Origin of the sequence: Halomonas sp. RT37, from assembly GCF_040070525.1 — a bacterium.
Lineage (GTDB): Bacteria > Pseudomonadota > Gammaproteobacteria > Pseudomonadales > Halomonadaceae > Halomonas > Halomonas litopenaei.
This window is the reverse complement of the sequence record NZ_CP098827.1, coordinates 1,380,397-1,407,148: the sequence shown is the minus strand read 5'-3', so window position 1 is coordinate 1,407,148 and position 26,752 is coordinate 1,380,397. Positions and strand designations below refer to the sequence as shown.

Here is a 26,752-nt window from a genome sequence, read left to right as displayed (position 1 = left end):
GCGGAACGGATACGGTCTAAAGAGCAAGAACAGGAGAAGAAGGATGGCCGACGGTGCCGAGTCGATGTCGCAGCAGGCATATACCATCATCAAGGATCGCGTCCTGAAAGGCACCTATGCCCTGGACCAGAAGATCTCGATCAAGGAATTGACCGAGGGCCTCGGGATTGGACGCAGCCCGGTAGGCGAGGCGTTGAAACGCCTGCAGCATGAAGGGCTGATCACCATTTCACCCAAGAGCGGCAACAGGATCTGGAACCCCACGCTGACCGAGCTTGAACAGCTCATGGCGTACCGAAAGATGATGGAGATTGGCGCCCTGCACATGTCTCGAGATGTGTTATCCCTCTCAGACAGTCTGTTGACCCTGTGCCATCAGATGGATGAAGCCATCTCGAAAGAAGACTGGCTGAGCTATGAAGCGTTCGACTACCAATACCACATGACCTTGATCGAATCTTCCGGCAATCAATACCTCATTGACTCCTATCGCCTGGTAGCAGACAAGATCCGCCTCGCTCGCAACAACATGACCCGCACCTTCGATCTATCCAACGCCGGCCACTACGATATTGCCAACGCCCTGAAGCGCAACACCTTCCTGGCCGAGCGGGAGCTGGACAAGCACTTGACGGTATCACGAGACCGCTTCACCCGTTTACACACGCCCACCAACACACGAGGCTAAACCGAGCCTGCCACCCCTCCCCTCTCACGACGTACCGCCAAGATTCACTCCACGTTTCAAAGGCCTTCCCTGCCCCGCCGGCCGGCAGCTGCCGGTGCCGCCCGGTTCTCGAGTAGCTAGCCACCGGGTCAGACGCGTACAATGCGCCCTCCACTTTGGTCGAAGCCCCTTGCCGTGCCGGCCCAAGTCTCTCATTCATGTTCATCCCGCGAGATACTCTGCCGTGCTCTCTACCGCCAACATCACCATGCAGTTTGGCCCCAAGCCGCTGTTTGAAAACGTTTCTGTCAAATTCGGCCAGGGCCACCGCTACGGTCTGATCGGGGCCAACGGCTGTGGCAAGTCGACCCTGATGAAGATCCTCGGGGGCGACCTCGAGCCGACCAGCGGCCAGGTGATGAAGGACGCCACCACTCGCCTGGGCAAGTTGCGCCAGGACCAGTTCGCCTTCGAGGACGAACGTGTCATCGACACCGTCATCATGGGCAACGAAGAACTGTGGAGCGTGACCGCTGAGCGCGAGCGCATCTACTCCCAGGCCGAGATGAGCGAAGAAGACGGCATGGCGGTGGCAGACCTCGAAGTCCGCTACGCCGAGCTCGACGGCTACACCGCCGAGGCTCGTGCCGGTGAGCTGCTGCTGGGTCTGGGGATTCCGCTTGAGCAGCACGACCAGCCGATGAGTGTGGTGGCACCGGGCTGGAAACTGCGCGTACTGCTCGCTCAGGCGCTGTTCAGCGACCCCGACGTGCTGCTGCTCGATGAGCCGACCAACCACCTGGACATCAACACGATTCGCTGGCTCGAGGACATTCTTCGTGCGCGCTCGTCGACCATGATCATCATCTCCCACGATCGCCACTTCCTGAACAGTGTGTGCACGCACATGGCGGATCTGGACTACGGCGAGCTGCAGCTGTTCCCCGGCAACTATGACGAGTACATGACCGCGGCCACCCAGGCGCGTGAACGTCTGCAGTCCGAAAACGCCAAGAAAAAGGCAGAAATTGCCGAGTTGAAGCAGTTCGTCAGTCGCTTCTCGGCCAATGCCTCCAAGGCCAAGCAGGCGACCTCACGCCAGCGCAGGATCGACAAGATCCAGCTCGACGAGATCAAGCCGTCATCACGGATCAGTCCGTTCATTCGCTTCGAGCAGAACAAGAAGATCCACCGCCAGGCGCTGGAAGTGGAAGCGCTGTCCAAGGCCTGGGACGACAATGTCCTGTTCGAGCGCTTCGGGTTGCGCATCGAAGCCGGAGAGCGGGTCGCCATCATCGGCCCCAACGGCATCGGCAAGACCACCCTGCTCAACTGCCTGGTCGGCGCGATGGAGCCCGATGCCGGTGAGGTCAAATGGACCGATGCCGCCGAAGTGGGCTATTTCGCCCAGGACCACGCGGCGGACTTCGAGGGGGGCGAAACCCTGTTCGAATGGATGCAGCAGTGGACCACCGCCGGTGAGCAGATCGTGCGCGGCGCCCTCGGGCGGATGCTGTTCTCCAATGATGATATCGGCAAGTCGGTGAAGGTGATTTCAGGCGGTGAACAGGGACGCATGCTGTTCGGCAAGCTCTCGCTGCAGAACCCCAACGTGCTGGTGATGGACGAGCCCACCAACCACCTCGACATGGAGTCCATCGAGGCGCTCAACCTGGCGCTCGAGCACTATCCCGGCACCCTGATCTTCGTCAGCCACGATCGCGAGTTCGTCGGCTCACTGGCCACCCGCGTCATCGAGATGAAGGACGATGGCATCGTCGACTTCAGTGGCAGCTACGACGACTACCTGCGTAGCCAGGGCGTGCTCGGATAAGTTACCACTCACACACGCAGGGCGGCGGATGCTGCCCTGCGAGCCGGATTTACCGCCTTCAGCGAGATCACCTCGTGGTCGACCCAATATCGATACCCATCGCAGCGGGCAAGACAATGGCGAGCAGGTATTACGCGCTCGGCGCCCTCGCTTGGGGCTCTCCCCCTGAAACCTGAATGCCTGCCACTTCTCTAGCCCCTGGCAAGCGCCTGGTATTGGCTCCACTGCTTGGGGGACTTTCCATACAGTCGTTTGAACTCTCGACTGAATTGCGAAGCACTTGCGTACCCGACCGCCATTGACGCTTCGCTCACGTTCATTCCCGTAGCAATCTTCATGGCGGCGCTGTTCAGCCGCATCGTTTTCACGAACTGAATGGGTGACATCGTGGTCGCCTGCTTGAATTTCCGATGAAAAACAGCACGACTCATCCCCACATACGAGACGATTTCGTCAATGGTGACAGTTTCATCGAGGCGGGACTGTAAATATTCGATGGCTCTGGCAATCTCGTTGCCGACTCCAAAAGCGAGCCTCGCCGAAGCCCCGGCATCTCCCATCAAAACGGCATAGTACAACTCGCGAAGGCGCCCTTCTCCGAGAACCTCGGTCTGCGTCTTGCTATCACCTAATTGCAACAAGCGTAACAGTGCTTCAGAAAATTCATCATCCCATCGGGCGAGAGATACGCTTTGCGACAATGAATCCCCACGAGGTTTTTCAGCCCCCGCTGCGGTGCTTTCTACCTGAATAACTATTTCTTTCATCACTTTTGTATTCAGGGAAATAGACACACCCAACAAGGGATTTTCTGGGGAGGCAGCCGGGGTACCCGCCTCGACCGGCAACGAAATGGGGCAACACATGTATTGGCTGCTGTCATACACATATCGCCTGCCATTCACGATGGCTTCCTTGGAACCGCCTACGATCGCGATCACGCTAGGTTCGTAGACGGCAGGAGTACAATGAAGCGCCTCAGTAACACGGAATATCTGAACGCCCGATACCCCCGTTTCCATCACCCCATCTTCGTGAAGCTTGCTTTCGACAAGCGCTTTTATCTTGTGCCTGCTCATTCGACAAAACTCGAATAACTTAGTGGAAGAAAGCTATCAACCAAAAGAGACAAAGTCAACGAAGTGATACGAATAGGCATGTTTTAGAGATTATCTGGTCTACATTCACGCATGGCCGAGAGTTATCATTGGCGCCACAAACTTCAGTCACTGTTTTACTAGTCGGTCTGGCTAGAATTGGAGACACGAAAATGTGTACAAAAAAAACCCTAGCGAAGGGCTGGACACCAGATCAACTCGAGTCCCTGCAGGGAAACACCTATGTAATTACTGGAGCCAACTCAGGTACGGGCTTTCAGGCGGCGCGCATTCTAGTGTCCAAAGGCGCCGGGGTGGTGATGATGAATCGTAGTGTCGAAAAATCGGAAGCAGCGATAGCAGCACTGAAACAAGAATTCGGTAGAGAGGTACAAGCAACGTTCGTTCGACTGGATCTTGCTTCGCTTGACTCGGTGCGTAAAGCATCGGCAGAAGTACTGGCAACGCTCCCCCGAATTGATGCCCTTATCTGCAACGGTGCTATTGCACAGGTCGCCAGGCAGGAATTTACTCAGGATGGTTTTGAAAGTCATCTCGGCGTAAACCACTACGGCCATTTCCTTCTTTGTGGACTGCTCTACCAGCGAATCGATGATTCGAACGGGCACATAGTCGTAGTTGGCAGTGAAGGCTACAAGATGGGCTTAAAAACCATCCAGTTCGATGATATGAACTGGAACAAGAATTACCACCCAAACAGCACTTACTGCCATAGCAAGCTAGCTCAGATGATATTTGCTTACGAGTTACAGAGAAGAACAACAGAGGCAGGGAAAAACATAAAAGTATATGTGTGCCATCCTGGTGCATCCCGGACTTCCCTGATAAACGAAAAGGCCAATGTGGCGTCACGTTTGATCTTTTCGTTGATGGCAAAATCACCGATGGTGCAAACAGCGGAAAGAGGCGCCTACCCGGAAGTGATGTGTGCCACCACTAAAAACCTCGAACAGCAAGCTTATTATGGTCCTTCCGGCTTATTTAACTGGATAGGGCCAGTCGGAAAATGTGAGATCAAACCATTTGTCTGGGACAGGGCCGTCGCCGAGAAATTATGGGCAGTCTCAGAAAAAGAAACATCTATCGGATGGCAAATATAAAAATCTCGACAAGACGAAAAAACCAGAAAAAACAAGAGAGCAAAAGCAATGCATATCATGACCCTTCCGATCGCGACGGTTCTATTCCTTGCGCCAACCATGGGGGCCAGCGATACGCTACACTTTGGCATCGGCATCGCAAATTACAACAACGAACAGCTACACTACTCGGACAAGGCATTTTACGAAAACTTCAGTGCAGAGCTTGGCGCCCACACAGACTTTGACGACTCATTCATGCTTCATCTGAATGCGCACCTGTACACATCACCCAAGGACCTGCTAGCACGTATAACTCCCATCTTCTACGCCGGCGCAGGGATCATGTTGCTCAAAGGACAAGAAGACTACGGCTTCGAGAACAAGAGCAACAATACCAACGAACGCCGGGGAGTCAGGCTTCCCATCGGCATTGAGCTGATGACGCCGATCGATATTTCAGTCTTCTCGGAGGTCGTCCCGAGCTACGTATTTTCCCCGGATGAAGATTATGAAAGCATCTTCACATCGGGAATACGCTACTACGTGTACTGACACCCTTGCCATGGCGAGTATTCAACCGGAGAGAAAGCACTCACCTTGCATGGAAGGCCATGCGTCCCTCTGCTCCAAGCAGGACGCCCCCTGCCGACGCACCGGCAGGGAGGCCTGGCCCTTTGTCAGCTCAGGTGATCTGACCCAGGAAGTTCTGTAGCCGTTCGTTCTGCGGGTTGGTGAAGAACCCGGTCGGTTCGTTGATCTCGACGATCTTGCCCGCGTCCATGAAGACGATACGATCGGCCACGGCCTTGGCAAATTCCATTTCATGGGTCACGCACATCATCGTCATGCCCTCCCCGGCCAGATCGATCATCGTATCCAGTACCTCCTTCACCATCTCCGGATCGAGCGCAGAGGTCGGCTCGTCAAACAGCATGATCCGTGGCTTCATGCACAGAGCCCGAGCGATAGCCACGCGCTGTTGCTGCCCACCGGAGAGCTGCGCCGGATACTTGTCGGCCTGCTCGGGGATCTTGACTCGCTCGAGGTAGTGACGAGCGGTCTTCTCGGCTTCGGCACGACTGACCTTCTTGGTCTTCATCGGTGACAGGATGCAGTTCTCCAGCACCGTCATATGAGGAAACAGATTAAAGCTCTGAAACACCATGCCGACGTCTTCACGTACCTTGGCAACGTTCTTGCCTCCCGCGGTAAGCTCGATCCCGTCGACAACGATCGTGCCCGAATGTATCTCTTCGAGCTGGTTGATGGTGCGGATCAGGGTGGACTTCCCTGATCCGGATGGGCCGCAGATGACGATACGCTCACCCGACTCGACGGACAGGTTGACGTCTGTCAGGGCGGCAAACTCGCCGTAGTACTTCACGACATCCTGCATCACGACAGCTTGTGCAGACATTGGCAGTCCCCAATTATTGGCTTACTTGTTCAGGTAATCCGGAAGCGGCTCACCCAGCCACTCCTGGTGGATGTCGTTCAGGGTGCCATCGGATTTGATCTGGGCGAGGTAGCTGTTGATCTGCTCCAGCAGCTCGTCGGAGCCTGGCGCCACGCTGATTCCCTGGAGTTGGTTGGACAGATCGAGCTTCTTCTCGAAACGGCCACCGGTGACGGCGATCACTTCTCCCATCACTACGTTGGAGGCGCCTAGAAGGTCGACCTGGCCCGACATCAGCGCCTGTACTGCACCGGCACCATCATCGAAGCGACGGATTTCCGTGCCCTCCGGGGCCGCCTCGACGACGCCCTTTTCCTGGGTGGAGCCCCGGGCTACGCCCACGATGTAGTCGGCCAGGTCCGCTTTCGATTCGACTTCCTTGGACGCATCGCCGTACACGGCAATACTGATGGCCGCGTAAGGGTCAGAGAAATCCACCTTTTCAGAACGAGCCGGCGTAATGCCGAGGGACGCCACAAGAACATCGACCTGGCCAGACAGCAGGTAAGGGATACGGTTAGGCCCTGTCACCGGCACGATCTGCAAATCGACGCCGAGGCTTTCCGCCAGTTCGGTTGCCACGGCGGCATCATAGCCATCGGGATTGCCTGAGGTATCGAGCACACCGAAGGGGGGGAAATCGACCAGCATGCCGACACGTAGCTTGCCGGACTCCTGGATGTCGGTGAGTTCAGCAGCGACGGCGGATGCTTGTGTCCCAACGGCCATGAGGGTCAAGGCGGTGCTGGCGACAAGATGTTTTATTTTTATCATCTTTTTATGCTCCTTAGGGGATTATCGAACGGTTGAGAGTCTCATCCGCGCTTCGAGTCGCTTGGCGAACATCGACAGCGGACAACACAACAGAAAATAGAAAATGGCAATCGTGCCGAAGACCAGAATCGGCGAGAACGTGGCGTTGTTGACGATCTGTCCGGCGCGGGTCAACTCGGTGAAGCCGATGATCGAGGCGAGCGAGGTGCCCTTGATCAGCTGTACCGAAAAACCGACGGTGGCTGGCGTGGCGATCTTGATTGCCTGGGGCAGGATGATATGACGCATCCGGTTGACGTAGCTGAGCGCAAGGGCCTTCGACGCTTCGGTCTGTCCACCCGGCACGGCCTCGATGGCGCCTCGCCAGATTTCACCAAGGAAGGCGCTGGCGTGCAGGGTGAGGCCCACCGCGGCAGCGGTGAGGGGGCTGACCGGAAAGCTGGACACCGAGAAACCGAAGTAGATCAGGAAGAGTTGCATGAGCAGCGGAGTGCCCCGGAACAACTGGATATACAAGGCTGCAGCAGTGCTCACCATCTTGTAGCCGGAGGTACGCATGGCGGCGATCAGCAAGCCCCCAATCGCGCCGCATCCAAAGGCGATAAGCGACAGCAGGAGCGTCCAGCGCACGGCGGAGGCCATGAAAAGTATGTCGGCGGTCGAGAATTCACGAATCATGGCGTCAGCTCACAGGGTAGGTGAAGAGTTTGCGACGGATGAGCGCGAATACGCCCGAGAAGCCCAGCGCCATCGCCAGGTAGGCGGCGGTCAGCACCAGATAGACCTCAAAGCTTGCGAAGGTCGCGGCGTTGATGTCGGCGCCGACAGAAGCGAGGTCGCTTGCCGAGATGACCGAGACCACACTCGACATCAGCATCAGGTAGATGAACTGGCTGGTCAGCGAGGGGTATATCGTGCGAAGCGCAGGCTTGATGACCACATGGCGAAAGATGTTGAACGGGCTGAGTGCCAACGCCCGCCCCGCTTCGATCTGGCCGCGCGGAATCGCTTCGATACCGGATCGTACGATCTCGGTGCCGTATGCGCCGACGTTGATCGTCAGCGCCATTAGCGCCGCGGTGTTCGGGGAAAGCGTGATGCCAGCCGCCGGCAGGCCAAAGAAGATGAAATAGATCTGTACGATGAAGGGCGTGTTGCGGATGACCTCGACATAGGACGCCACGATCATTCGCAGGGGTCGAACATGTGACGTGCGGGCGACGGCACCGAGAATCGAGATCCCCAGCCCGAACACCATCGCGGTGGCCGATAGCCGAATGGTCAGCAGTGCCCCGACGAGCAGCGCATCCCAGCTCGCGAAGACTGGCTGAAAATTGAAATCGTACATGTTGGTCCTCCTTGTTGTTTATATCGTTCTAAATTGCACCTTACACAATGTCAAGGTAGGAGGCCGGTTCACGCCAAGGGCCATCGCTGCCGGCACCTTCGTCAAGCCATCTGTTAGCGTTGTCGAATATGAACCTACAACACTGTTAAACATGGATATTTCTAGCGCATTCGAGAACTTCTTCGACGCCGGAACAGCAGGAAACTCGCCGGGCGCCAGGCTTGATATCAATAGTCGTAGAAGCCTACATCTCAGGCCTCCTGCCGCTTGGGTCGGCGATACCGCAGCAAGCGCCGACAAGGGGAGACTACCGGGAGGGCGAAGGAGGATCGCACTACCACTCGCCGGTAGCATCGAGCCGCTCCAGCGAGAGTGATTTAGACGAAAAATAGCAAGCAGAAACAGCGAAGTAGCCTGTAAGCACTACCGTCGACTGTCCACTACAGGGCGAAGGTACTGCCGCGAACCACCAGGGAGGGAACGGTAAGAACACGCTCGAAAGGCGCCTCCGGCTTGCCCAGACGGCGCGCTAAAAGAGTGGATGCGCTTGATCCCGTGTTGCCGGGGTTCGTTGCCACCGTCGTCAACTGCGGATACGCCATCCGCGCCACGGGCAGATCGCCAAAGCCGATGATGGCATGCGTCTCGCCTGGTACTGCGCCGCTCTGGCGTAGCCCCTGCATCACCCCAGCAGCGACGATATCGTTGAAGCAGATGATGCCGGTGGCGTCAGCGGCTTCGTCCTTGATGCGGGCCCCCGCCTCGATGGCGCCGTCGAGCGAGAACTCGGTCTCGATGATGGTTCCCTCGACACCGTCGGCCTCGGCCAACCCCTGATGGAAGGCGCCAACACGCTCGGACCGAGCCGACGACCTGGACGAAACAGACACAAAAACAATGCGTTGGTGTCCAAGGGAGGTCAGATGCCGAACGGCGCTAAGCATGCCGCTGGCGTTGTCGGTCCCGGCATAGTCAGACTCGGTCGGAGAGACTGCGCGCATGGCCTGGATCACCGGAATACCCCAGTTGGCAATGCGTGAAAGTAGCTCCGGTGGGGTGCCTACGGCCGGACACAGGATGATGCCGTCGACCGAATGCTCCCGGAACCTCTGCAGGATATCCTCCTGACGCTCCGTGTCGTCATAGCTGTTGGCCAACAGGATGACCCGACCTTCGTCGGCCATGGTCCGCTCGGCGCCCGCCAGGAAATCAATGAAAAACGGATTAATCAGGTTTGGAACGATCAGCCCCACCGTACCGCTGCTATTACTGCGCAGCCGGGCGGCCGCACGATCAGCGACATAATCCATATCTTTCATGGTCTTGGTGATCAGCTCGCGAGTCGCATCCGACACCAGTGGCGAATTTCGCGCGACAAGCGATACGGTCGCCCGAGACACACCGGCCGCCTTGGCCACCATCTCCATCGTCACTTTCTTACGCATCGGACCTCCTTTTTCTCAATCATGCCGCCGTCCTGCCACAAATACTAGCTCACTTGACACCTAGTTAGATCGTTCTATTGACGTCTATACAAATCTCGCTCTACAGTCATCCATCACGCATGCGAGGAGAACAATATGGATAAGCAACCCAACGTGATAATGATCCTGGCCGACGACATGGGCTTCTGGAGCCTGGGAACGCGCGGCAATCAGGAAGTCCAGACCCCCCATATCGACGCTCTGGCGCGTAGCGGAGTGGATTTCGTCAACTGCTACTGTGTTTCTCCGGTGTGCTCCCCTGCCCGCGCCTCGCTACTCACCGGACGCATCCCGTCGCAGCACGGTGTGCTCGACTGGATCCGCCAGGGCTCCGAGGACAAGAATGGCGACAGGTCCGTCGAATACCTGCAAGGCATGCTGGGATTCAGTGACGTGCTTCATGACAACGGCTACGACTGCGCCTTGATCGGCAAGTGGCATCTGGGTGACAGCGCACATCCCCAGAAAGGATTCACCCACTGGATCACCATGCCGAAAGGCTCCGACAGCTATTACGGCGCCAGAATGTACCGCAACGGCGTCGAAGAGATAGTCCCGGGTTATCTTACGGACTTCCTGGCCGACGAGGCGACCCACTATCTCGAGTCCCGTGCCGGAGAAGACCGTCCCTTCTTCCTGTCCTTGAATTTTTCCGCTCCCCACCGGCCCTGGCACAAGTCACAGCATCCACGCGAGGTCTGGAGCCAGTACGACGATTGTGAGTTTTCCACCTTCCCTCGCCTGCCGCGCCATCCCGATCAGATCAACAACGGCGTCTATCCCCAGGAAGACGTCAACGAGATGATCCAGGGCTACTGCACCTCACTGACCGCAGCCGACGCGGCGATCGGACGGGTCCTGGCCAGGCTCGAGGATCTCGGCCTCACCGAAGATACTCTGGTCATCTTCACCAGCGACAATGGCATGAGCCTTGGCCACCACGGCATCTACGGCAAAGGCAACGCGACCTACCCGCAGAATATGTACGACCAGGCGGTTCGCGTGCCCTTTATCATGGCCCAGCCCGGCAAGATCACACCAAGAGCCTCGACGGCACTCGTCAGTCACTACGATTTCTGCCCGACCTTGCTCGAGTACCTCGGCATCGATGCGAAGGTCGGCGACAATCTGCCTGGAAGGTCGTTTCTGCCCATCCTGACGGGGCCAGATGACACGCAAAGCCGGGATGTCGTGGTGTTCGACGAATATGGACCCGTGCGAATGCTCCGCGACAGCCGTTGGAAGTTTATCTGGCGCGTGGGTGACTGGCCCAACGAACTCTACGACATGACCGAGGATCCAGACGAACTCAACGACCTCATCCACTCCCCCGAGCATGCCGATATCGCGGCAGAGCTGGAACAGCGCATGGTTGCGTGGTTCGAGCAGTACGTCGATCCAGCAAGAGATGGCACCAAACAGCCGGTATTCGGCCGCGGTCAGATTGCCCGCGTCGATGCCAACGATACCGATGGCGTACCCTTCGCCGATGATTGGTTCTACCAGAGCAGCGGTGGCGAGGATTCCGGGCCGACACTCTAACCACTGGCTGAAACACCAAGGCACCAGGGCGAATCACTCACTCGGTGCTTGGCCATCGGGCCGAAACTGGGTGACAACGGCGGTCAGGCTCACGCAACCGGTTCAGCCTGATTGCCGCTTCAGCCAGACAAGGGAACGACACCACCATCTGTTGGCTCGTTGAGTCCGCTGTCATGGTGGAGCGCCTCACGTCTTTGGATAGATGGCATTGCATGGCGCCCCCCTTGGCGATCGACCCCGCCCGCAATGCGAGGACACGCGGTCATCCCGACACGAAGCTCACTGGGCGATTCTGGCAGTTCGCCGGCGGGCACGGCCAGGAAACAAAAAACAGTGTGAAGCCGCTTCATCGACCCACGATCCCCGACATCAATCCCCCAGTTCGACAAAAAGCTCCTTATCTCGGTGAGAAAAGGAGCCCATTGCCATATCGAAACATATATTTTAGTCGACTAGAAAGTATTTCCATCAAAAGTCGATCACATCAAAAGTCGCTATTTCCTATGTACTACCCTTCGACCTTCTTTACGTGAAAGGGATCAAAGAAAGGCGCGGCGACGAGTATCTTGTTCTCCTGGCTGACCAGGTACCCCGCCTCGGCGCTTTTCGCGAGATATTCTTTCCACTCCGGGTCTGCCTGTAGCTTCTGGCGCTTGGCTGCGCGGTCGGCCGCATCCTCGTACATCCAGACATGCACATAGGAGTTGACATCACCCGTTTCAACCGCCCCATAAACAACGGGATAACCCAGGTGTTTACTCTGCACCTTCCACCCGTGGTCTTCATAGAGCTTCATGTGTTTCTTGATGGTACCCGGGCGGCAGGTGTATGTTCTTAGATCGTAGATCATCTTACTTCTCCTTCATCATGGTAGAAAATGGCGCTTTAACGTCCGCGATCGATTCAAACAGATCACGCAATGAGTAAATCATCATCAATGTTCCCGAGATGGGGATCGCGGCATAGAAAAGCCCCGTCGGAAGGTTCAGTACAGGCGTTACTGCACTGCTCCGTGCCGTCAGCTCCCATCCGTACCACGTCATGGCGAGCATGAACCCAAGGGATAGAAATGCCAGAAAGGCCCTGAGCAAAGGTGCCGCACGCTTTTGCCCTATCACCTGCTCGAGCCAATCTACTCTGAAGTGTCCCCGCTCTCGCCATAAGGCAGAGGAGCCCATGAATACCATCCAGGAAAACAAGCCCCTTACCACCTCATCCAGCCATGCGAAGCTCGCAAGTTGAAAGCTGCGCGCAATGACGCTTGAAAACAGCAGGATGAATAACGCTGCCAAACAGAACGAGGCAATCGCGCGCAGGAGTTGGCCCACCACTCGATCAAGTTTATTCATGAGTTCATCACCAGATCAGGCAGCCATGTCGATATCGCTGGAATCATGACGACGGCCATCAACACCACGAAAAGACCAATCAAGTAAGGCGTCAAGGCACGCGACAAGCGGCCGACGCTGATTTTGGCAATCGACGATGTTGCAAAGAGAACCATACCCACGGGAGGCGTCAGCAAACCGACCATCGAACACATGATCATGATCACGCCGAAATGCACCGGATCAACGCCAATCTGTGTTACGACAGGAAGAAACAAAGGCACGGTTAGTACGATGACCGCGATACCTTCCAGAAACATCCCCAGGACCAGCAAGATAGCAACGATAATAGCCATTATTATTGCTGGACTCTCGGAGAGGGAAAGCATGGTCTCCACCAACTGATTGGGAATGCGTTGGTGTATCAACAGCCAGCCAAAGAAGCCGGCGGCAGCAATAACGAACATGACCCGTACCGTATGGACCAATGTTTCCCATATTATCTCAGGAAGGTCGGATACCTTAACCTCACGATAGACAACCATTGATAAAAACATGGCGTAGGCACTGGCCATGACCCCCGCCTCGGTCGGTGTAAACACGCCACCAAATATCCCCGCAATAATAATCACCGGCGTCAGCAACGATAGAAGTGCAGACAGGAAACTACGGCCGATTTCGGCCCAATCGACATGATCCCGTCGGGACATCTTGTGGCGCAAGGCGTGCACGTAAACCGCCAGCATCAAGGCCAGCGCCATCAGGACGCCAGGCACAACGCCTGCAAGAAAAAGCTGGGCTACCGACACCCCGGTGATCGATGAATACAAGACGAAGGGGATGGATGGCGGAAACACCGGCCCTATGGTGGATGAGGCCGCCGTGATTGCCGCAGAAAAGTCCGGATCGTAGTCTCGATCCGCCATCGCTTTGAGCTCAACCTGCCCAAGCCCGGCCGCATCCGCCACAGCGGCACCAGACATGCCGGAAAAGAAGAGTGACGCCAGAACGTTTACCTGCCCAAGTCCACCACGAATATGTCCGACACACGCATCGGCGAAACGAAAGATCCGGTGAGTAATCCCTCCCGTGTTCATGAGATTACCGGCCAGGATGAAAAACGGTATCGCTAGAAGCGTAAAACCGGTGGTTGCCGAAAACATTCGTTGCGGCAACATCGCCAGAATATCAAAGTCCCCCTGCAGGGAATAAAAACCAACGGAAATCAGACCCAGCGCAGCAGCAACCGAAAGCCCGATACCAATCAAAGAGACAAGAGCTCCAAGGATGACGAATGTCAGCATATAGCACACCCCATACGGATTGGAGCGCAGTCCAGCGCTCCAATCCGTGCCGTAGAGATTAATCCAGGAAGCTCAGGAATGTTTGCATGTTTTCCTGACCGACATACTCTGAAACGCGATCTCTGGCCGGCCCCATCAGCTCAACAAACATCGCCGAGTCGGGATCCGTCACTTGCATGCCTCGCTCCTTGAGGGCAGCAATATCTTTCTCCTCTTGTGCGATGACGGCGTCCCGCATCATCGTCGAGGCGGCGACACTTTCCTCACGGACAATGGACTGCTGATCTTCGGAAAGAGAATCCCAGGTGTCCTTATTGACCACGTGGACCATGGAGTTGTAGACATGGCGTGTCAGAGCCAGATGGTCCTGCAACTCGTCAAAGTTGAAGTGGTAGATAACGCTGATGGGATTTTCCTGCCCGTCAACGACCCCTTGATTAAGAGCATTGGGAAGCTCGGGGAAGGCAATCTGCGCGGTTGATGCACCAAGTGCCTCAAGCGCTGCGACGATCTGCAATTCTGGCGGGGTGCGCAACTTCAAGCCGTCCACATCTTCGGGGCTCTCGATCGGCCTGACACTATTGGTGATATTTCTGAACCCGTACTCCCAGTTTGACAGCATGACCAGCCCCTCCTCTTCGAGCTGTGGCGCAACCCACTCAAAGAAGGGACCGTCAAGGACGTTGTGAGCCTCTTCGTAACTGCCGAAGGCGAAGGGTGTCATTACCGTACCAAATGCTTTTACATACTTGTCCAATCCCCCCTGAGTCGGCAAGTTCATATCGACGACACCGAGAACGGTTTGCTCAAGCTGCTCGGGAGGTGAGCCAAGCTCGTTTGCGGGATATAGCTCGACAGATACCGCACCCTCTGTTCTTTCTTCAACATTTTTCGCGAATGCCAACGCCGCCTGATGGGCAGGATGAGATTCTGCAGCAAAATGTGCCATTCGTAACGTAACATCCTGCGCTTCAACCGAGGCTGACAGAATGCAAGCGAGCGTGCCGAAAAGGATTTTATTATAATACATAGTACAATCTTCCTCTCATTATAGCTATCAGTTCTGTTTCATTACATCAGTGAGCGCCTACTCCTTCAGGCAAGCTTCGATGCCAGAAAGCTCTTCATATGCCTTGATCACGGCTGTGCAACCTTCGTTACCGTGCCCCATTATCGAAGCGAGGGCATAGGTGTTGTGCACCGACTGCGCCATGAAAGCCGGAAGACCTGCCTGTTCCAACCACTCGGCATAATAACGAACGTCTTTCTGAGCATTTTCCAACGACATGTGTGGCGTAAAATCACGCTGGAGCGTCAGGTTGCCATAAAGGTCCATCATCCCCGACTTGCCACCAGCCGCCGAGATAATCCCGATGACCTTTGACATATCGAGCCCCTCTTTCGCGGCAAGGGCAAAGCCTTCGCACCAGGACGCCACATTGGCGAAGGCAATGTAGTTATGGATCAACTTCAAGCGTGTCGCGTGTCCGGCGGGACCCACATGAAAAATGTTTTCTGCATAAGCACCGAAGACGGGGCGCAGTCGCTCCAGCAGTGCCTCATCGCCACCAAACAAGACGTTGACCTCACCACGTTCAGCATGAGCGGGAGTGCGGGTCATTGGGGCTTCTGCGTATTGAACAGAGGCCTGCTCACACGCTTTGCGCATCAGCTCGACATGCTCGACCGAGACCGTCGTGTGGTCCAGAAAGATGGCATCCTTAGGCAACTTGGCCAAGGCGCCATCGGGTCCGAGGGCGAGCGCCTGGACCGCTTCTGCGGTGGTGATACAGACGGCAAGAATATCGGACTCTGAGGCGATCTCGCCGACCGAGCCTCCTTTTACCGCGCCTTCATTGACCGCTCTGGCGACCCTTTCCGGATCCAGATCGTAGACCGTAACCCTGTGGCCCTTGAGGCAGAGATTCTTGACGAGCCCTCTCCCCATGCCACCCAGACCGACAAACCCGATACGTTGCCCTGCCATTACCTTCTCCTTGTTGCTCTTGTGTTCTGTGGACCTCAAGCTAGTTCAAGCCTGTTTGTCTGACAACTGTTTTTAGTGCTACCTTTGTCGCACTAGCCCCTTGCAGGTCGCATGGCCTACGCTTCAACGACGCGTCGCGGCTTGAGCTGTTCAGACGATCAGGAAGACATCCCAATGCAGGATTTTGAAATCTATGGGCGTATTGATCGCCCTCGCCGGCTACCTGATGAGGTCGCGGTAGCCCTGACCAAGGCGATCGAAGGAGGCCAGCTTCAGCCTGGCGACCGCCTTCCCACCGAGGCGGTACTTTCCAAGAAATTTGGCGTTGCGCGCACGGTGATCCGCGAGGCGATTTCGCTTCTCAAGTACGATGGCGTCGTCGACTCTCGACGTGGCGTCGGCACTTTTATTACGGAAACCACCAATCGTTCGGCGTTTCGCATCAGCCCGGGATGTTTCGAAAAACGCAAGCAGATCATAAAGTTGCTTCAGCTTAGAGCAGAGGTGCAGGCAGGGGCCTCGGCGCTTGCCGCTGGAACACGCACGGCTGAGCAAATGCAGGCTTTAGAAGATCTCTTTGCAGAAATCGAGCGACTTGACGCACTCGGTCCAGATGGAGCGCTTGAGCAAAGAGTCGACACCGAGCTCGAATTCTATCGGCGCATTACCGAAGCTTCTGACAATGAATATTATGTCGAGGTTATCGGCATGATTGAGGGGAATATACAGAGCAACCTGCGCTCGGCCTTTCTGAAGAATGCAGCGGCTTCTGAATTCGGCCCTTCCATTCTGGATGAACACCGCGCGGTGAGAGATGCACTGGCAATACAAGACGCATCGCTAGCTCGCAGCGCGACACGCCTACGCTTCGAACGCGCGGCTGAGCGTCTGGCAGCTCGCGAAGACTTTCTATAAGAACAAGGGTCTAGATTTATGAGTGAACAACCGTCACGTCATGGTGGAAAAGTTCTCGTCGAAGCCCTCGAGGCACAGGGGGTGGAGCGGGTATTTTGTGTGCCTGGAGAAAGCTACCTGGCCGCTCTTGATGGGCTTTTCGATTCCGGCGTGGACACCATCGTGACGCGACACGAAGGCGGGGCCTCGCTGATGGCCGAAGCCGATGGGAAACTTACCGGGCGTCCTGGCATCGCTTTCGTCACGCGGGGCCCCGGCGCCACCAACGCTTCCTGTGGCGTACATGTCGCCTACCAGGACTCGACGCCCATGATTCTCTTCATTGGGCAGGTGGCGAGCGATCAGCGCGACAGAGAAGCTTTCCAGGAAGTCGACTACCGGGCCATGTTCAATCCATTGGCAAAATGGGTCGCGGAAATTGATCGCGTCGACCGGATTCCTGAGTACGTAAGCCACGCCTTCCATGTCGCTCAAAGCGGCCGTCCGGGTCCTGTTGTGCTCGCACTTCCCGAGGACATCCTCTCATCAGACTACACTGGCGCCCCGGCTGTACCGGCTGCCACGCTACCTTCGGGCAAGGCGGCTGAGAGCGATGTCGGCGCCATTGTCGACATGCTGGCGAAGGCCGAACGCCCGTTGGTTATCGTCGGCGGTGGGCCCTGGTCCCAGAAAGCCGCCAATGCGCTCGGACGATTTGCCGACAAGGCCGCGCTACCGGTGGGAGCCTCTTTTCGCTGCCAGGACTATCTCGACAACCGACATTCACACTATGTTGGCGACGTTGGTATCGGCATCAACCCCAAGCTCGCGGAACGCGTCAAGAATGCCGATGTCATTCTCTCACTCGGTGCTCGACTGGGTGAAATGACGACCAGCGGTTACACCTTGCTGACGCCTCCCCTGCCGCGACAGACCCTCATACACGTCCACGCAGACGCTGCGGAAATTGGTCGTGTCTATCGACCGGCCCTCGGCGTCGTCGCGAACGCTGCTGAGCTCGTCTGTCAGCTGGCCGATGCAGCAAGGTCGCCGGAGTCACCGCGTGATCAATGGATCACCGGCGCGCGCTCGGACTACGAGGAGTGGCAGCAACTACAGCAGAGCCCCGGTGACCTGAAGATGGAACAAGTCATCTCTCACCTCAACGAGGCGCTCGGTGAGGATGCCATCCTGACAAATGGTGCCGGGAACTACTCCGCGTGGCTTCATCGCTACTATCGCTATCGCAACTGGCCCACCCAGCTTGCCCCCACCAGTGGCTCAATGGGCTACGGCTTGCCGGCAGCGATCGCCGCCAAATTGCGCCACCCCGAGCGAGACGTGGTCTGCCTGGCAGGGGATGGCTGCTTTCAGATGGTGATGCAAGAGTTTGGTGTTGCCTGTCAGTACGGCGCAAATGTCATCGTTCTGGTGTCCAACAACGGCATGTACGGCACCATTCGCATGCATCAGGAACGAAAGTATCCGGACCGCCCCTCGGGAACACGAATGCACAATCCCGACTTCGCTGCATTCGCCAGAAGTTACGGGGGCTTTGGCGCAACCGTGACAAGCGATAGCGAATTTCCAGCCGCACTGCAGGCAGCCAGAGAGGCAGGGGTTCCCGCGATCCTGGACTTGAAGGTAGACCCACACGCCCTGTCGCCCAAGCTGACCCTGGCCCGTCCATGAAGGCAGTAGCCAAGAGATACCCGCACGGACAGGAAGCTGCCCTGCCATCGCCAGGGTAGGCTTGATTCACCCCGACACCCCTGCCGGGCCGCAGCAGCATCTCAGTATCAAGCTGCACTTAATAGGAACCAGCTGCTCGCGCAGAAAGCTGCGCTCGCGGCCCGGGATCGGCTAGCTTGATGGCATCTGATGCACAACTTGGGCTATGGCAATGCGGCGAGCGAGGATGGTATTTCACAGACCTTTCACTGGTAAGTGATCCACCGCCAAGGCGAAAAGCTCGCCACACGTATTTCGATAGCCGGTGATCTTGCGGTACGGGCAATACGCACCATCAGGCCGGTTTGACGCGCCTTTCCACACCACCGCGGGGTGAGATCAGCCCCCTCGTCAGGCCTCTCTGCGCAGGGCGTAGACGTAGGCCTCGACCCTACCGCCATCATCGAGGCTGACGGTGACCGGGGTACGTAGGTACTCGGGCCCCTCAAACTCGTCCAGGGCCGCCCAGTGTTCCGGTAGTGCGTCGGACACGAAGACGTGGCCTCGGATATCGTCGCCGGCGTCATCCAGCACCAGGCCCGGGAAGCCCATCTCGGCGCCCCAACCCGCCTGGTGCAGCCGTCCCTTGATGCTGCCCGGTTGCCAATGGCCGCCGATGGCCTGCATGACGTGTTCGTTGGGTCCGCCCGGCCCCAAGGTCCCGTAGATAAACAGGTGTGCCAAAACGCACCTCCCTCTCAATAGGTAAACGACTAATTTTCTCCGCTAGCCCCTGGGCTGGGCAAGCCCGGCCTGCTGCCAGCGTGCTGTGCCACGCGGTGGAGATCTGCCGTTTGAGAGTGGGAGGTATCGTCAATTCCGGTGCTGTGAAGCGAGGCTTTACCGCTGCCAGATGGATCAGGCTGGCGAACCTGAGGAAGGACAGACACCCTGCATGGATTGGGGTGGGGTCAACGCGGATAGAATTCACATAGAAAAAAGCCGCTGATTTCTCAGCGGCTTTCTCAAATTCTGTGGCGGAGGGGGAGGGATTCGAACCCTCGAAGCCTTTCGACTTACACACTTTCCAGGCGTGCTCCTTCGACCACTCGGACACCCCTCCGCATTGTCATCTCGAGAAACATGATGCCCGCGTTGCGCGGTGCTTATCCCTCAAGACGGCGCATACTTTATCGCCTTAAGTTCTCGATTGCAAGCCGTTTTTCGGCTTACATCAGATTCGTCGTGTGGCAGTTCGGGGTCTGATGGCGAAGCGGCGCGGTGGCGAAGCGGCGCGATGGCGTCAGCGTGCTGCGATGGGAGGTTCGCTGGCCAGCACGGCGTAGTCACCCCTGGCTTCCAGGCAAAGGGTGTCGCCGCACCACAGCTGCTGGACCAGGGCAATGCGGCCCTTGCCGCGTTCCGCCAGGCGCTGCTCCAGCGCCGCTTCGGCGCCTGTTTCCCTGCTGACCTGCCCGGCACTACCCGGCCCTGCCGCACCACTGGCATCAACGTCTGCGGAGCTGCTTGCCTCGGGTCGGCAGATCAGGCGGTAGTCGCCGGTCACCGGGGCGAGAAAGCGCTGGCTGGCCTCGGCCACCACTACGTCGCGGTTGTAGCCTCGACGGCGCAGCCACAGGGTGGTCCAGCACCAGCCGAGCAAGGTGGTCTGGGCGGCCAGCGAGCCGCCAAAACCGGTGCCCTTGTCGTTGAGGTTAGGGGTCAGGGCAAGCTCCCAGCGCAGCGAGTCCTGGTCGCGCGCCATACGGGTGATGCCAAGCGACCCGACCAGGGGGATGGCCTCACCCAGCCAGTCGAGAAAGGCCCCGGGGTCGTCCTCGCCTCCCTCGGGCGGCAAGACGGGCCGCGGGTGGGCCGTGCCAACGCGTCTGATCAATTCATCCATGAGGGGTTAGTCCCAGCGCTCGACAAAATCCTCACTATCGTGACAGGCGATGGGCTTGTGGCGGCCACCGAGCTGGCCGATGTAGATAAAGGCGACCAGTTCGTCGTCGTCGCCAAGCCTGAGGCCCTTGCGCACGGTGTCGTCGAAGGCGTACTTGCCGCTGCGCCACATGGCGCCGAGCCCCAAGGCGTGGGCGGCCAGCAGGATGCCGTGGGCAGCGCAGCCAGCGGAGATGACCTGCTCGATCTTCGGCACCTTGGGTACGTCCGGGTCCACCTTGGCGACGACGCCGATGATCATGGGTGCGCGCCTGGGCTTCATTCGGGCGCTATTGAGGCACTCGTCTGTCGCCTTGGGGTCTTCGCGAAATTCGGCCTCGGCGAACAATTCACCCAGGCGGTCGAGCCCCTCGCCGGAGAACTCGATAAACCGCCAAGGCCTGAGCTCCTTGTGGTCCGGTGCGCGCAGGGCGGCGCAGTAGATCGCCTCGAGTTGTTCGCGGCTAGGGGCCGGCCCCATCAGCTTGCCCATGGAGCTGCGCTCGTGCAGCAGTGTCATTGCATCCATCGTGTCACTCCAGAGGGTCCGAGCCCTGTCACTGTTCAGCGATCGAGAATTCTTCGCATTACCCTACCAGATCACTCGGGTATTGTCTGTGGCGCTATCGCTATCGCCCTGAGCCATTGCCGACTACTGGCGCGCCAGGCGCAGCGGCGTGGGCGGTGTCTCGCCGAGGGTACCGCGCCAGGGACTGATATCGAGACCACCGCGGCGTACGTAGCGTGCCAGCACCAAGAGCCGTTCTGGGCGAGCCTTGTCCATCAGGTCCATGAAGATATGCTCGACGCAGTGCTCGTGGAAGTCCTGGTGCTGGCGATAGCCGACGATGTAGCGCAGAAGGCCTTCGCGATCGAGCCGGGGACCGCGGTAGCGGATCATCACGCTGCCCCAGTCGGGCTGACCGGTCACCGGGCAGTTGGACTTGAGCAGGTGGGACGTCAGCGTTTCCTCGACGATCTCATCACTGACCGAAAGGTGCTCCGGGCTCGGCGTATAGTCGCTGATCTCGATGTCCTGATCGTCGATGCACTCCCCCGGCAATGGGCGCGGGTTGAGCTCGGCGTCGTCCACCGCCAGGATCTCCACGCTGAGCTCGGCACCGGCGGCCTCGCTCAGGTCGCGCTTCAGCGTTTCGATCAGTTCGTCGTGGCCAGCAAAGCGGGTCTGATTCAGGCTATTGAGGTAGAGCTTCCAGGACTTGGACTCGATCAGCCGGGGTGAGCTAGCCGGCAGGCGAAAGCGTGCCACGGCGACACAGGGCTTGCCCCTGGGCGTCAGCCAGGAGAGCTCGAAGGCGTGCCATTCGTCCTCGCCGACGAAGGGCAACGCGCCCTCCTCGATCCCCAGCGGTTTGCGGTTGGCGGCGCGTTCGATGGGAAACAGAAGCTGCGCATCGTAGCGCTCGGGATAGTCCGACTCCCGTCCTAGGGGCGCATCGGTCAGGGTGTCGGGGCGGTGGTGGGGATCCCGAGGGATAGTGGACATGGCGATACCTGAACAAGAGAGAGTCCGAGAGACAAACGGCTACCGGCCGCCCGAGGCGGCCGGAGCGATCAACTGCGAATGCCCTTGCCGTTTTCCAGCATCCACAGGGCAATGGCGAACAGCACCACGATAAAGCCGAAGATAGCGGCGAGCGCCCAGCCGACCGGGATGTCGGAGACGCCAAGGAAACCGTAGCGGAAGACGTTGACCATGTAGAGGATGGGGTTGAGCATCGAGGCGCCCTGCCAGAAGGCCGGCAGCAGCGAGATCGAGTAGAAGACCCCACCCAGGTAGGTCAGCGGCGTCAGCACGAAGGTCGGCACGATGGAGATATCGTCGAACTTCTTGCCGAGCAGAGCGTTGATGAAGCCGCCGGTGGCGAACAGTGCCGCGGTCAGAATCACCACCCCGATGGTCAACAGCGGGTGGGCCACCTCGATACGGGTGAAGAACAGCGACACCCCGGTGACGATAATGCCGACACCGAGCCCGCGCGCCATGCCACCGAGGATAAAGCCCGCCAGTATCACCCAGTTGGGCATCGGCGAGACCATCATCTCCTCGACACTGCGCTGGAACTTGTTGGAGAAGAACGACGAGGCCACATTGGAGTAGCTGTTGGTGATCACCGACATCATGATCAGCCCCGGAACGATGAAGTCCATGTAGCTGTAGCCGTCCATCTCACCGATGCGCGAGCCGATCAGGTTGCCGAAGATGATGAAGTACATCGTCATGGTGATCGACGGCGGCAACAGGGTCTGCGGCCAGATCCGGGTAAAGCGCCGGACTTCCTTGGCTACCAGGGTCCACAGGGCGATCGCGATCTGACTCGGGTTCATCCTCTCAGCTCCTTGTCGGCGTTGCCGCTTTCCACCATGGACACGAACATTTCCTCCAGCCGGTTGGCCCGGTTGCGCATCGACAGCACCCGCACGCCGTCTGCCTTGAGGGCATCGAAGACGTCGTTGAGGCACTGCCCTCGATGCACCATCACCGATAGCTGGGCGCTGTCCACCTGCTTGACCTCGAAGCCTTCGATGGTGGGGGCATGATCGATGGGTTCGGCCAGATCCAGCAGGAAGGTCTCGGTGTCGAGCTCACTCAGTAGCTCGCGCACGCTGGTGTTCCTGACGATCTCGCCGTGGTTGATGATGCCCACGTTGCGGCACAGGCTCTCCGCCTCTTCCAGATAGTGGGTGGTCAGGATGATGGTGGTGCCTTCCTCGCGGTTGATACGCCGCATGTACTCCCACATGCTGCGACGCAACTCGATATCCACCCCGGCGGTGGGCTCATCGAGGATCAACAGCTTGGGACGGTGCATCAGCGCGCGGGCGATCATCAGGCGGCGCTTCATGCCGCCGGACAACATGCGCGCACTACCATTGCGCTTGTCCCACAGGCTGAGGTCCCTGAGCAGGCTTTCCGCCCGAGGCAGGGCTTCACGGCGAGGCATGCCGTAGTAGCCGGCCTGGGCCAGCACGATATCGATGACCCGCTCGAACTGGTTGAAGTTGAACTCCTGCGGCACCACCCCGAGATGGTACTTGGCCCGGGCAAAGTCCTCGTCGATATCGATGCCGAAGATCTTTACCTGGCCGGCGGTCTTCTGCACCAGCGAACAGACCACGCCCAGGGTGGTGGACTTGCCCGCCCCATTGGGGCCAAGCAAGGCGTAGAAGTCGCCCTGCTGAACGTCGAGGTCGATGCCCTTTAGGGCCTTGAAGCCATTGCCGTAGACTTTGGTCAGGCCTCGAATGGACAGAGCCGGTTCGGCCATGAGGGATCCTTGGTGTCAGGGTTGAAAGCTTGGGCTTTGAAGCATGAGATCGGACGCCAAGCGCTGCACGCCTTCGCTAGTTTGCCTGTCGCGGGTGACTCGACGTTGACGGTTGGCATCGGCTTGCCCAACCCGTCGCGATCGCGCCGTGCCGAGCGACGGGATTCGCTATTCGATAGAAGGCTTAGCATATGGGGTCGGTCGGGAGCATCTTCAACCGGACAAAGCGGCAAATGCGGCGTCGACGCAAGGGGCACTCGATGGTCTTACGCCGGACTCGCTTCGCGCAAGCACAAAAAAATCGCCGATCAACGCGATGATTCGCGTCGCTCAGGCGACTGTTGCTGCTTCTGGCGATGTGCTTTCCACAGGTATTTGAGACGCTTCTCGATACTGGAGCGGGAAACGAGATTCGAACTCGCGACCCCAACCTTGGCAAGGTTGTGCTCTACCACTGAGCTATTCCCGCTTGATCGATGCAGTCCAACGATGTCTTCATCGTGTCCTGCCTGCGCTGCGAAGTGGCGTCCCATAGGGGGTTCGAACCCCTGTTCCCGCCGTGAAAGGGCGGTGTCCTAGACCACTAGACGAATGGGACGCATGGAGCGGGAAACGAGATTCGAACTCGCGACCCCAACCTTGGCAAGGTTGTGCTCTACCACTGAGCTATTCCCGCAAACGCATCGCAAATTGTACCGGAAAGTGGCGTCCCATAGGGGGTTCGAACCCCTGTTCCCGCCGTGAAAGGGCGGTGTCCTGGACCACTAGACGAATGGGACGCATTGGAGCGGGAAACGAGATTCGAACTCGCGACCCCAACCTTGGCAAGGTTGTGCTCTACCACTGAGCTATTCCCGCGCTGCGCACTACTGCCGCATTCCGGCCTCGAGATTCGAGTTGGCGTCCCATAGGGGGTTCGAACCCCTGTTCCCGCCGTGAAAGGGCGGTGTCCTGGACCACTAGACGAATGGGACGCATCCGCCTCGTCTCATCTCGAGGTGGCGCGTATGTTACTGAGCACCCTCAAAAGTGTCAACCCCGGCTGAAGGATTTCCTGCTCGATTCAGCGCCCTTCTCTATATAGGCTCTTTCTCTACACATTCGCTCTCCATCGACGCTTTGGCCACCCTCCCCTGCATCGTGGAACGCAGGAGTTGGTCAAACTGCAGCAAACGTCTTAGCTTGAATACCGAGGCTGCGACTTTGATGCAGTCGTGGGTGCCGCATCGACGCGAACCACGATGCGCAAGCCTCGACCGAACGTCACGGGAGACCGTCCATGCGCAAGAAGATCGAGAAGTCCGACGCCGAATGGCGAGAGCAGCTTACCCCGGAGCAGTACCACGTCACCCGCGAAAAAGGCACGGAACGTCCCTTTACCGGTGACTACCAGATCACCGAGGTGCACGGCATCTATCACTGCGTGTGCTGCAACGCCCCCTTGTTTGAAAACGAGCACAAGTTCGACGCTGGCTGCGGCTGGCCCAGCTTCGACCGCCCGCTGTCCTGCGAAAGCGTGCAGCGCCATGAGGACACCAGCCACGGCATGCACCGCATCGAGGTCACCTGCCATCGCTGCGATGCCCACCTGGGCCACGTGTTCCCCGACGGTCCGACCAGCACCGGAGAGCGCTTCTGCATCAATTCGCTGGCCATCGACTTTCATGAGGGGGAGTAGGCGTTGCGCCCTCCCCCGGCCTACGCCTCAGACGTCTCTCTCCCCTTGCCCCTTCCCTCCTCGTTGCAAGCCCCTGTGCCCGCCGCCAGGTGTTTCTCGGCGGGCCTGGCGCGCTTGTCGCCCGGACCTTGCGACCTCGCCTCCCGCCGTGTGCGACCCTGCCCTCCATCATCTGCGACCTTGTCATCCACCGCTCGCGACATTTGCCTCGCATTTCCATAAGATGGGGAGCCATTTGCGCAACACCCTTTAGAAAAGGCAGGAGAACGAGATGCTGGGCTGGTTTCCGGGACACATGAACAAGGCGCGACGCCAGATTCTCGAGGCGCTGCCGGAAATCGACGTGGTCATCGAGGTGCTGGACGCGCGCCTGCCCTATTCCAGTGCCAATCCGATGCTGGCAAGCCTGACCCGCCACAAGCCGGTACTGAAGATCCTGTCCCGAGCCGATCTGGCCGATCCTGAGGGTACCCGCGCCTGGACCGCCCACTTCGACGCCCAGCCAGACACCCGCGCCCTGGCGATGACCACCACCAATACCCGCGAGCTCAAGCGCATTCCCAAGCTGTGCCATGAACTGGCTGGCCAGGTGCGTGCCGACCGCGACGTGCGGGTGATGGTGATGGGCATCCCCAATGTCGGCAAATCGACGCTGATCAATGGTCTGGCGGGACGCACCATCGCCAAGACCGGTAACGAACCGGCGGTGACCAAGCGCCAGCAGAAGGTACGCATCCAGGGTCGCGTGGCGCTGACCGACACCCCGGGCGTGCTGTGGCCAAAGATCGAGGATCAGGCCAGTGCCTATCGTCTGGCGGCCAGCGGCGCCATCCGCGATACCGCCATCGACTATGTCGATGTGGCCCTGATCACCGCCGCCGAGCTGGCCAAACGCTATCCAGAGGCGCTCAAGGCACGCTATAAACTCAAGGCGCTGCCGGCCTACGAGGCCAATCCCGACGCCGACAAGGTCGAGGCCGATGGAGACGCTCGCCCGGACCTGATGGCGCTGGCCGGCTTCGACGGCCACGCCATCCTCGCCGAGATCGCCGCCAAGCGCGGTGGCCTGCGCGCCGGTGGCGAGATCGACCTGCACCGCGGCAGCGAGGTGCTGTTGCACGAACTGCGTGATGGCAAGCTCGGGCGCCTGACCCTGGAGACCCCGGAGGACATCCCGGCGCCTGAGGAAGCCGCTGTCGAGGCCGAGGAAGATGCCTCGGAAGACGGCTCGCAGGATGTCGCAGAAGGCGCCTCGAAGGCAGCACCTCACCAGGGTGCCCAGGGCGAAGCGGCGAGCGACGACTAGGCCGCACGCCCGGCCACCGCCACCCCGGCAACGCATCGACAGGAC

Annotated in this window: 26 protein-coding genes and 7 tRNA genes; 9 read left to right on the top strand and 24 right to left on the bottom strand. The window is 58.5% G+C overall.

Annotated features, from left to right (window positions below; all coding sequences use genetic code 11):
* The first annotated feature begins 43 nt into the window (after positions 1-43).
* Both NFG58_RS06310 and NFG58_RS06305 read left to right on the top strand, forming a co-directional pair.
* Positions 44-688 (top strand): GntR family transcriptional regulator, encoded by a 645-nt coding sequence (locus NFG58_RS06310; RefSeq protein ID WP_213228402.1) that lies wholly within the window; start codon positions 44-46, stop codon positions 686-688.
* A gap of 223 nt (positions 689-911) precedes the next feature.
* A complete protein-coding gene (locus tag NFG58_RS06305) occupies positions 912-2,501 on the top strand; it encodes an ABC-F family ATPase (RefSeq protein WP_124802350.1) in 1,590 nt (529 codons plus the stop codon).
* Between the two features lie 191 nt (positions 2,502-2,692).
* Here NFG58_RS06305 and NFG58_RS06300 read toward each other — a convergent pair whose 3' ends face one another.
* Positions 2,693-3,580 (bottom strand): AraC family transcriptional regulator, encoded by an 888-nt coding sequence (locus NFG58_RS06300; protein WP_124802352.1) that lies wholly within the window; start codon positions 3,578-3,580, stop codon positions 2,693-2,695.
* A gap of 191 nt (positions 3,581-3,771) precedes the next feature.
* On the opposite strand from NFG58_RS06300, the gene NFG58_RS06295 reads away from it, so the two are divergent.
* Both NFG58_RS06295 and NFG58_RS06290 read left to right on the top strand, forming a co-directional pair.
* Positions 3,772-4,719: an SDR family oxidoreductase gene (locus tag NFG58_RS06295; protein WP_124802354.1), complete on the top strand. Its 948-nt coding sequence runs from the start codon at positions 3,772-3,774 to the stop codon at positions 4,717-4,719.
* Between the two features lie 48 nt (positions 4,720-4,767).
* Positions 4,768-5,253, top strand: coding sequence for a hypothetical protein (locus NFG58_RS06290; protein ID WP_348827786.1), 486 nt, complete (start codon positions 4,768-4,770; stop codon positions 5,251-5,253).
* A gap of 130 nt (positions 5,254-5,383) precedes the next feature.
* Here the strand turns inward: NFG58_RS06290 and NFG58_RS06285 are convergent, their stop codons facing one another.
* The 5 genes from NFG58_RS06285 to NFG58_RS06265 form a co-directional block, all read right to left on the bottom strand.
* Positions 5,384-6,118 carry an amino acid ABC transporter ATP-binding protein gene (locus tag NFG58_RS06285; protein ID WP_124802358.1) on the bottom strand — a complete coding sequence of 245 codons (735 nt, stop codon included), beginning with the start codon at positions 6,116-6,118 and terminating at the stop codon, positions 5,384-5,386.
* Between the two features lie 21 nt (positions 6,119-6,139).
* Positions 6,140-6,931, bottom strand: coding sequence for a transporter substrate-binding domain-containing protein (locus NFG58_RS06280; protein WP_124802360.1), 792 nt, complete (start codon positions 6,929-6,931; stop codon positions 6,140-6,142).
* Between the two features lie 21 nt (positions 6,932-6,952).
* Positions 6,953-7,606, bottom strand: coding sequence for an amino acid ABC transporter permease (locus tag NFG58_RS06275; RefSeq protein ID WP_221621135.1), 654 nt, complete (start codon positions 7,604-7,606; stop codon positions 6,953-6,955).
* 7 nt (positions 7,607-7,613) lie between these two features.
* A complete protein-coding gene (locus tag NFG58_RS06270) occupies positions 7,614-8,279 on the bottom strand; it encodes an amino acid ABC transporter permease (protein WP_253028971.1) in 666 nt (221 codons plus the stop codon).
* Positions 8,280-8,719: 440 nt separating this feature from the next.
* A complete protein-coding gene (locus NFG58_RS06265) occupies positions 8,720-9,724 on the bottom strand; it encodes a LacI family DNA-binding transcriptional regulator (RefSeq protein ID WP_287165741.1) in 1,005 nt (334 codons plus the stop codon).
* Between the two features lie 135 nt (positions 9,725-9,859).
* Here NFG58_RS06265 and NFG58_RS06260 point away from each other — a divergent pair, with 135 nt between their 5' ends.
* Positions 9,860-11,305 carry a sulfatase-like hydrolase/transferase gene (locus NFG58_RS06260; RefSeq protein WP_348827785.1) on the top strand — a complete coding sequence of 482 codons (1,446 nt, stop codon included), beginning with the start codon at positions 9,860-9,862 and terminating at the stop codon, positions 11,303-11,305.
* 508 nt (positions 11,306-11,813) lie between these two features.
* Here NFG58_RS06260 and NFG58_RS06255 read toward each other — a convergent pair.
* Genes NFG58_RS06255 through NFG58_RS06235 form a run of 5 tightly spaced genes read right to left on the bottom strand, consistent with a single transcriptional unit; the run spans position 11,814 to position 15,963 of the window.
* Positions 11,814-12,155 carry an NIPSNAP family protein gene (locus NFG58_RS06255; RefSeq protein ID WP_124802370.1) on the bottom strand — a complete coding sequence of 114 codons (342 nt, stop codon included), beginning with the start codon at positions 12,153-12,155 and terminating at the stop codon, positions 11,814-11,816.
* Between the two features lies 1 nt (position 12,156).
* Positions 12,157-12,654, bottom strand: a complete 498-nt coding sequence (locus NFG58_RS06250) for a TRAP transporter small permease (protein WP_306169318.1) — start codon at positions 12,652-12,654, stop codon at positions 12,157-12,159.
* The gene (locus tag NFG58_RS06245; RefSeq protein WP_124802374.1) at positions 12,651-13,937 is read right to left on the bottom strand and encodes a TRAP transporter large permease; all 1,287 of its coding nucleotides are present in this window, start codon (positions 13,935-13,937) and stop codon (positions 12,651-12,653) included. The genes NFG58_RS06250 and NFG58_RS06245 overlap by 4 nt, the downstream gene beginning before the upstream one ends.
* A gap of 58 nt (positions 13,938-13,995) precedes the next feature.
* A complete protein-coding gene (locus tag NFG58_RS06240; RefSeq protein WP_124802376.1) occupies positions 13,996-14,967 on the bottom strand; it encodes a TRAP transporter substrate-binding protein in 972 nt (323 codons plus the stop codon).
* Between the two features lie 57 nt (positions 14,968-15,024).
* On the bottom strand, positions 15,025-15,963 hold the full coding sequence (locus tag NFG58_RS06235; protein WP_348827784.1) for an NAD(P)-dependent oxidoreductase: 939 nt from the start codon (positions 15,961-15,963) through the stop codon (positions 15,025-15,027).
* 135 nt (positions 15,964-16,098) lie between these two features.
* On the opposite strand from NFG58_RS06235, the gene NFG58_RS06230 reads away from it, so the two are divergent.
* Positions 16,099-16,839 (top strand): GntR family transcriptional regulator, encoded by a 741-nt coding sequence (locus NFG58_RS06230; protein WP_348827783.1) that lies wholly within the window; start codon positions 16,099-16,101, stop codon positions 16,837-16,839.
* Between the two features lie 18 nt (positions 16,840-16,857).
* Complete coding sequence (locus NFG58_RS06225; protein ID WP_348827782.1) at positions 16,858-18,510, top strand: thiamine pyrophosphate-binding protein; 1,653 nt, start codon at positions 16,858-16,860, stop codon at positions 18,508-18,510.
* Between the two features lie 390 nt (positions 18,511-18,900).
* Here the strand turns inward: NFG58_RS06225 and NFG58_RS06220 are convergent, their stop codons facing one another.
* From NFG58_RS06220 to NFG58_RS06160, 13 genes are all read right to left on the bottom strand, one after another.
* On the bottom strand, positions 18,901-19,233 hold the full coding sequence (locus NFG58_RS06220; protein WP_348827781.1) for a gamma-glutamylcyclotransferase: 333 nt from the start codon (positions 19,231-19,233) through the stop codon (positions 18,901-18,903).
* A gap of 291 nt (positions 19,234-19,524) precedes the next feature.
* Positions 19,525-19,612 (bottom strand) — tRNA-Ser (locus tag NFG58_RS06215).
* A gap of 180 nt (positions 19,613-19,792) precedes the next feature.
* On the bottom strand, positions 19,793-20,395 hold the full coding sequence (locus tag NFG58_RS06210) for a YiiD C-terminal domain-containing protein (protein ID WP_108131654.1): 603 nt from the start codon (positions 20,393-20,395) through the stop codon (positions 19,793-19,795).
* A 6-nt stretch (positions 20,396-20,401) separates the two neighbouring features.
* The gene (locus NFG58_RS06205) at positions 20,402-20,962 is read right to left on the bottom strand and encodes a nitroreductase (RefSeq protein WP_348827780.1); all 561 of its coding nucleotides are present in this window, start codon (positions 20,960-20,962) and stop codon (positions 20,402-20,404) included.
* 123 nt (positions 20,963-21,085) lie between these two features.
* The gene (queF, locus tag NFG58_RS06200) at positions 21,086-21,940 is read right to left on the bottom strand and encodes an NADPH-dependent 7-cyano-7-deazaguanine reductase QueF (protein WP_348827779.1); all 855 of its coding nucleotides are present in this window, start codon (positions 21,938-21,940) and stop codon (positions 21,086-21,088) included.
* Positions 21,941-22,008: 68 nt separating this feature from the next.
* On the bottom strand, positions 22,009-22,782 hold the full coding sequence (locus tag NFG58_RS06195) for an ABC transporter permease (RefSeq protein WP_045993708.1): 774 nt from the start codon (positions 22,780-22,782) through the stop codon (positions 22,009-22,011).
* Positions 22,779-23,723, bottom strand: coding sequence for an ABC transporter ATP-binding protein (locus NFG58_RS06190; RefSeq protein WP_348827778.1), 945 nt, complete (start codon positions 23,721-23,723; stop codon positions 22,779-22,781). The genes NFG58_RS06195 and NFG58_RS06190 overlap by 4 nt, the downstream gene beginning before the upstream one ends.
* A gap of 394 nt (positions 23,724-24,117) precedes the next feature.
* Positions 24,118-24,192, bottom strand: a tRNA-Gly gene (locus NFG58_RS06185).
* A gap of 53 nt (positions 24,193-24,245) precedes the next feature.
* Positions 24,246-24,321: transfer RNA gene (locus NFG58_RS06180), tRNA-Glu, on the bottom strand.
* Positions 24,322-24,324: 3 nt separating this feature from the next.
* Positions 24,325-24,399 (bottom strand) — tRNA-Gly (locus NFG58_RS06175).
* Between the two features lie 27 nt (positions 24,400-24,426).
* Positions 24,427-24,502 (bottom strand) — tRNA-Glu (locus tag NFG58_RS06170).
* A gap of 4 nt (positions 24,503-24,506) precedes the next feature.
* Positions 24,507-24,581 (bottom strand) — tRNA-Gly (locus NFG58_RS06165).
* A 40-nt stretch (positions 24,582-24,621) separates the two neighbouring features.
* Positions 24,622-24,697 (bottom strand) — tRNA-Glu (locus tag NFG58_RS06160).
* Positions 24,698-25,002: 305 nt separating this feature from the next.
* Here NFG58_RS06160 and msrB point away from each other — a divergent pair.
* Together msrB and ylqF are read left to right on the top strand one after the other, a co-directional pair.
* Positions 25,003-25,401, top strand: coding sequence for a peptide-methionine (R)-S-oxide reductase MsrB (gene msrB / locus NFG58_RS06155; RefSeq protein ID WP_045994885.1), 399 nt, complete (start codon positions 25,003-25,005; stop codon positions 25,399-25,401).
* 271 nt (positions 25,402-25,672) lie between these two features.
* Positions 25,673-26,707, top strand: a complete 1,035-nt coding sequence (gene ylqF, locus NFG58_RS06150; RefSeq protein ID WP_348827777.1) for a ribosome biogenesis GTPase YlqF — start codon at positions 25,673-25,675, stop codon at positions 26,705-26,707.
* The last annotated feature ends 45 nt before the right edge of the window (positions 26,708-26,752 follow it).

Bases quoted from the DNA above. Each gene is read 5' to 3' on its own strand.
- NFG58_RS06310 (WP_213228402.1), top strand. From the start codon at position 44: ATGGCCGACGGTGCCGAGTCGATGTCGCAGCAGGCATATACCATCATC.
- NFG58_RS06300 (WP_124802352.1), bottom strand. From the start codon at position 3,580: ATGAGCAGGCACAAGATAAAAGCGCTTGTCGAAAGCAAGCTTCACGAA.
- NFG58_RS06295 (WP_124802354.1), top strand. From the start codon at position 3,772: ATGTGTACAAAAAAAACCCTAGCGAAGGGCTGGACACCAGATCAACTC.
- NFG58_RS06290 (WP_348827786.1), top strand. From the start codon at position 4,768: ATGCATATCATGACCCTTCCGATCGCGACGGTTCTATTCCTTGCGCCA.
- NFG58_RS06285 (WP_124802358.1), bottom strand. From the start codon at position 6,118: ATGTCTGCACAAGCTGTCGTGATGCAGGATGTCGTGAAGTACTACGGC.
- NFG58_RS06280 (WP_124802360.1), bottom strand. From the start codon at position 6,931: ATGATAAAAATAAAACATCTTGTCGCCAGCACCGCCTTGACCCTCATG.
- NFG58_RS06270 (WP_253028971.1), bottom strand. From the start codon at position 8,279: ATGTACGATTTCAATTTTCAGCCAGTCTTCGCGAGCTGGGATGCGCTG.
- NFG58_RS06265 (WP_287165741.1), bottom strand. From the start codon at position 9,724: ATGCGTAAGAAAGTGACGATGGAGATGGTGGCCAAGGCGGCCGGTGTG.
- NFG58_RS06260 (WP_348827785.1), top strand. From the start codon at position 9,860: ATGGATAAGCAACCCAACGTGATAATGATCCTGGCCGACGACATGGGC.
- NFG58_RS06255 (WP_124802370.1), bottom strand. From the start codon at position 12,155: ATGATCTACGATCTAAGAACATACACCTGCCGCCCGGGTACCATCAAG.
- NFG58_RS06250 (WP_306169318.1), bottom strand. From the start codon at position 12,654: ATGAATAAACTTGATCGAGTGGTGGGCCAACTCCTGCGCGCGATTGCC.
- NFG58_RS06245 (WP_124802374.1), bottom strand. From the start codon at position 13,937: ATGCTGACATTCGTCATCCTTGGAGCTCTTGTCTCTTTGATTGGTATC.
- NFG58_RS06240 (WP_124802376.1), bottom strand. From the start codon at position 14,967: ATGTATTATAATAAAATCCTTTTCGGCACGCTCGCTTGCATTCTGTCA.
- NFG58_RS06230 (WP_348827783.1), top strand. From the start codon at position 16,099: ATGCAGGATTTTGAAATCTATGGGCGTATTGATCGCCCTCGCCGGCTA.
- NFG58_RS06225 (WP_348827782.1), top strand. From the start codon at position 16,858: ATGAGTGAACAACCGTCACGTCATGGTGGAAAAGTTCTCGTCGAAGCC.
- NFG58_RS06210 (WP_108131654.1), bottom strand. From the start codon at position 20,395: ATGGATGAATTGATCAGACGCGTTGGCACGGCCCACCCGCGGCCCGTC.
- NFG58_RS06205 (WP_348827780.1), bottom strand. From the start codon at position 20,962: ATGGATGCAATGACACTGCTGCACGAGCGCAGCTCCATGGGCAAGCTG.
- queF (WP_348827779.1), bottom strand. From the start codon at position 21,940: ATGTCCACTATCCCTCGGGATCCCCACCACCGCCCCGACACCCTGACC.
- NFG58_RS06195 (WP_045993708.1), bottom strand. From the start codon at position 22,782: ATGAACCCGAGTCAGATCGCGATCGCCCTGTGGACCCTGGTAGCCAAG.
- NFG58_RS06190 (WP_348827778.1), bottom strand. From the start codon at position 23,723: ATGGCCGAACCGGCTCTGTCCATTCGAGGCCTGACCAAAGTCTACGGC.
- msrB (WP_045994885.1), top strand. From the start codon at position 25,003: ATGCGCAAGAAGATCGAGAAGTCCGACGCCGAATGGCGAGAGCAGCTT.
- ylqF (WP_348827777.1), top strand. From the start codon at position 25,673: ATGCTGGGCTGGTTTCCGGGACACATGAACAAGGCGCGACGCCAGATT.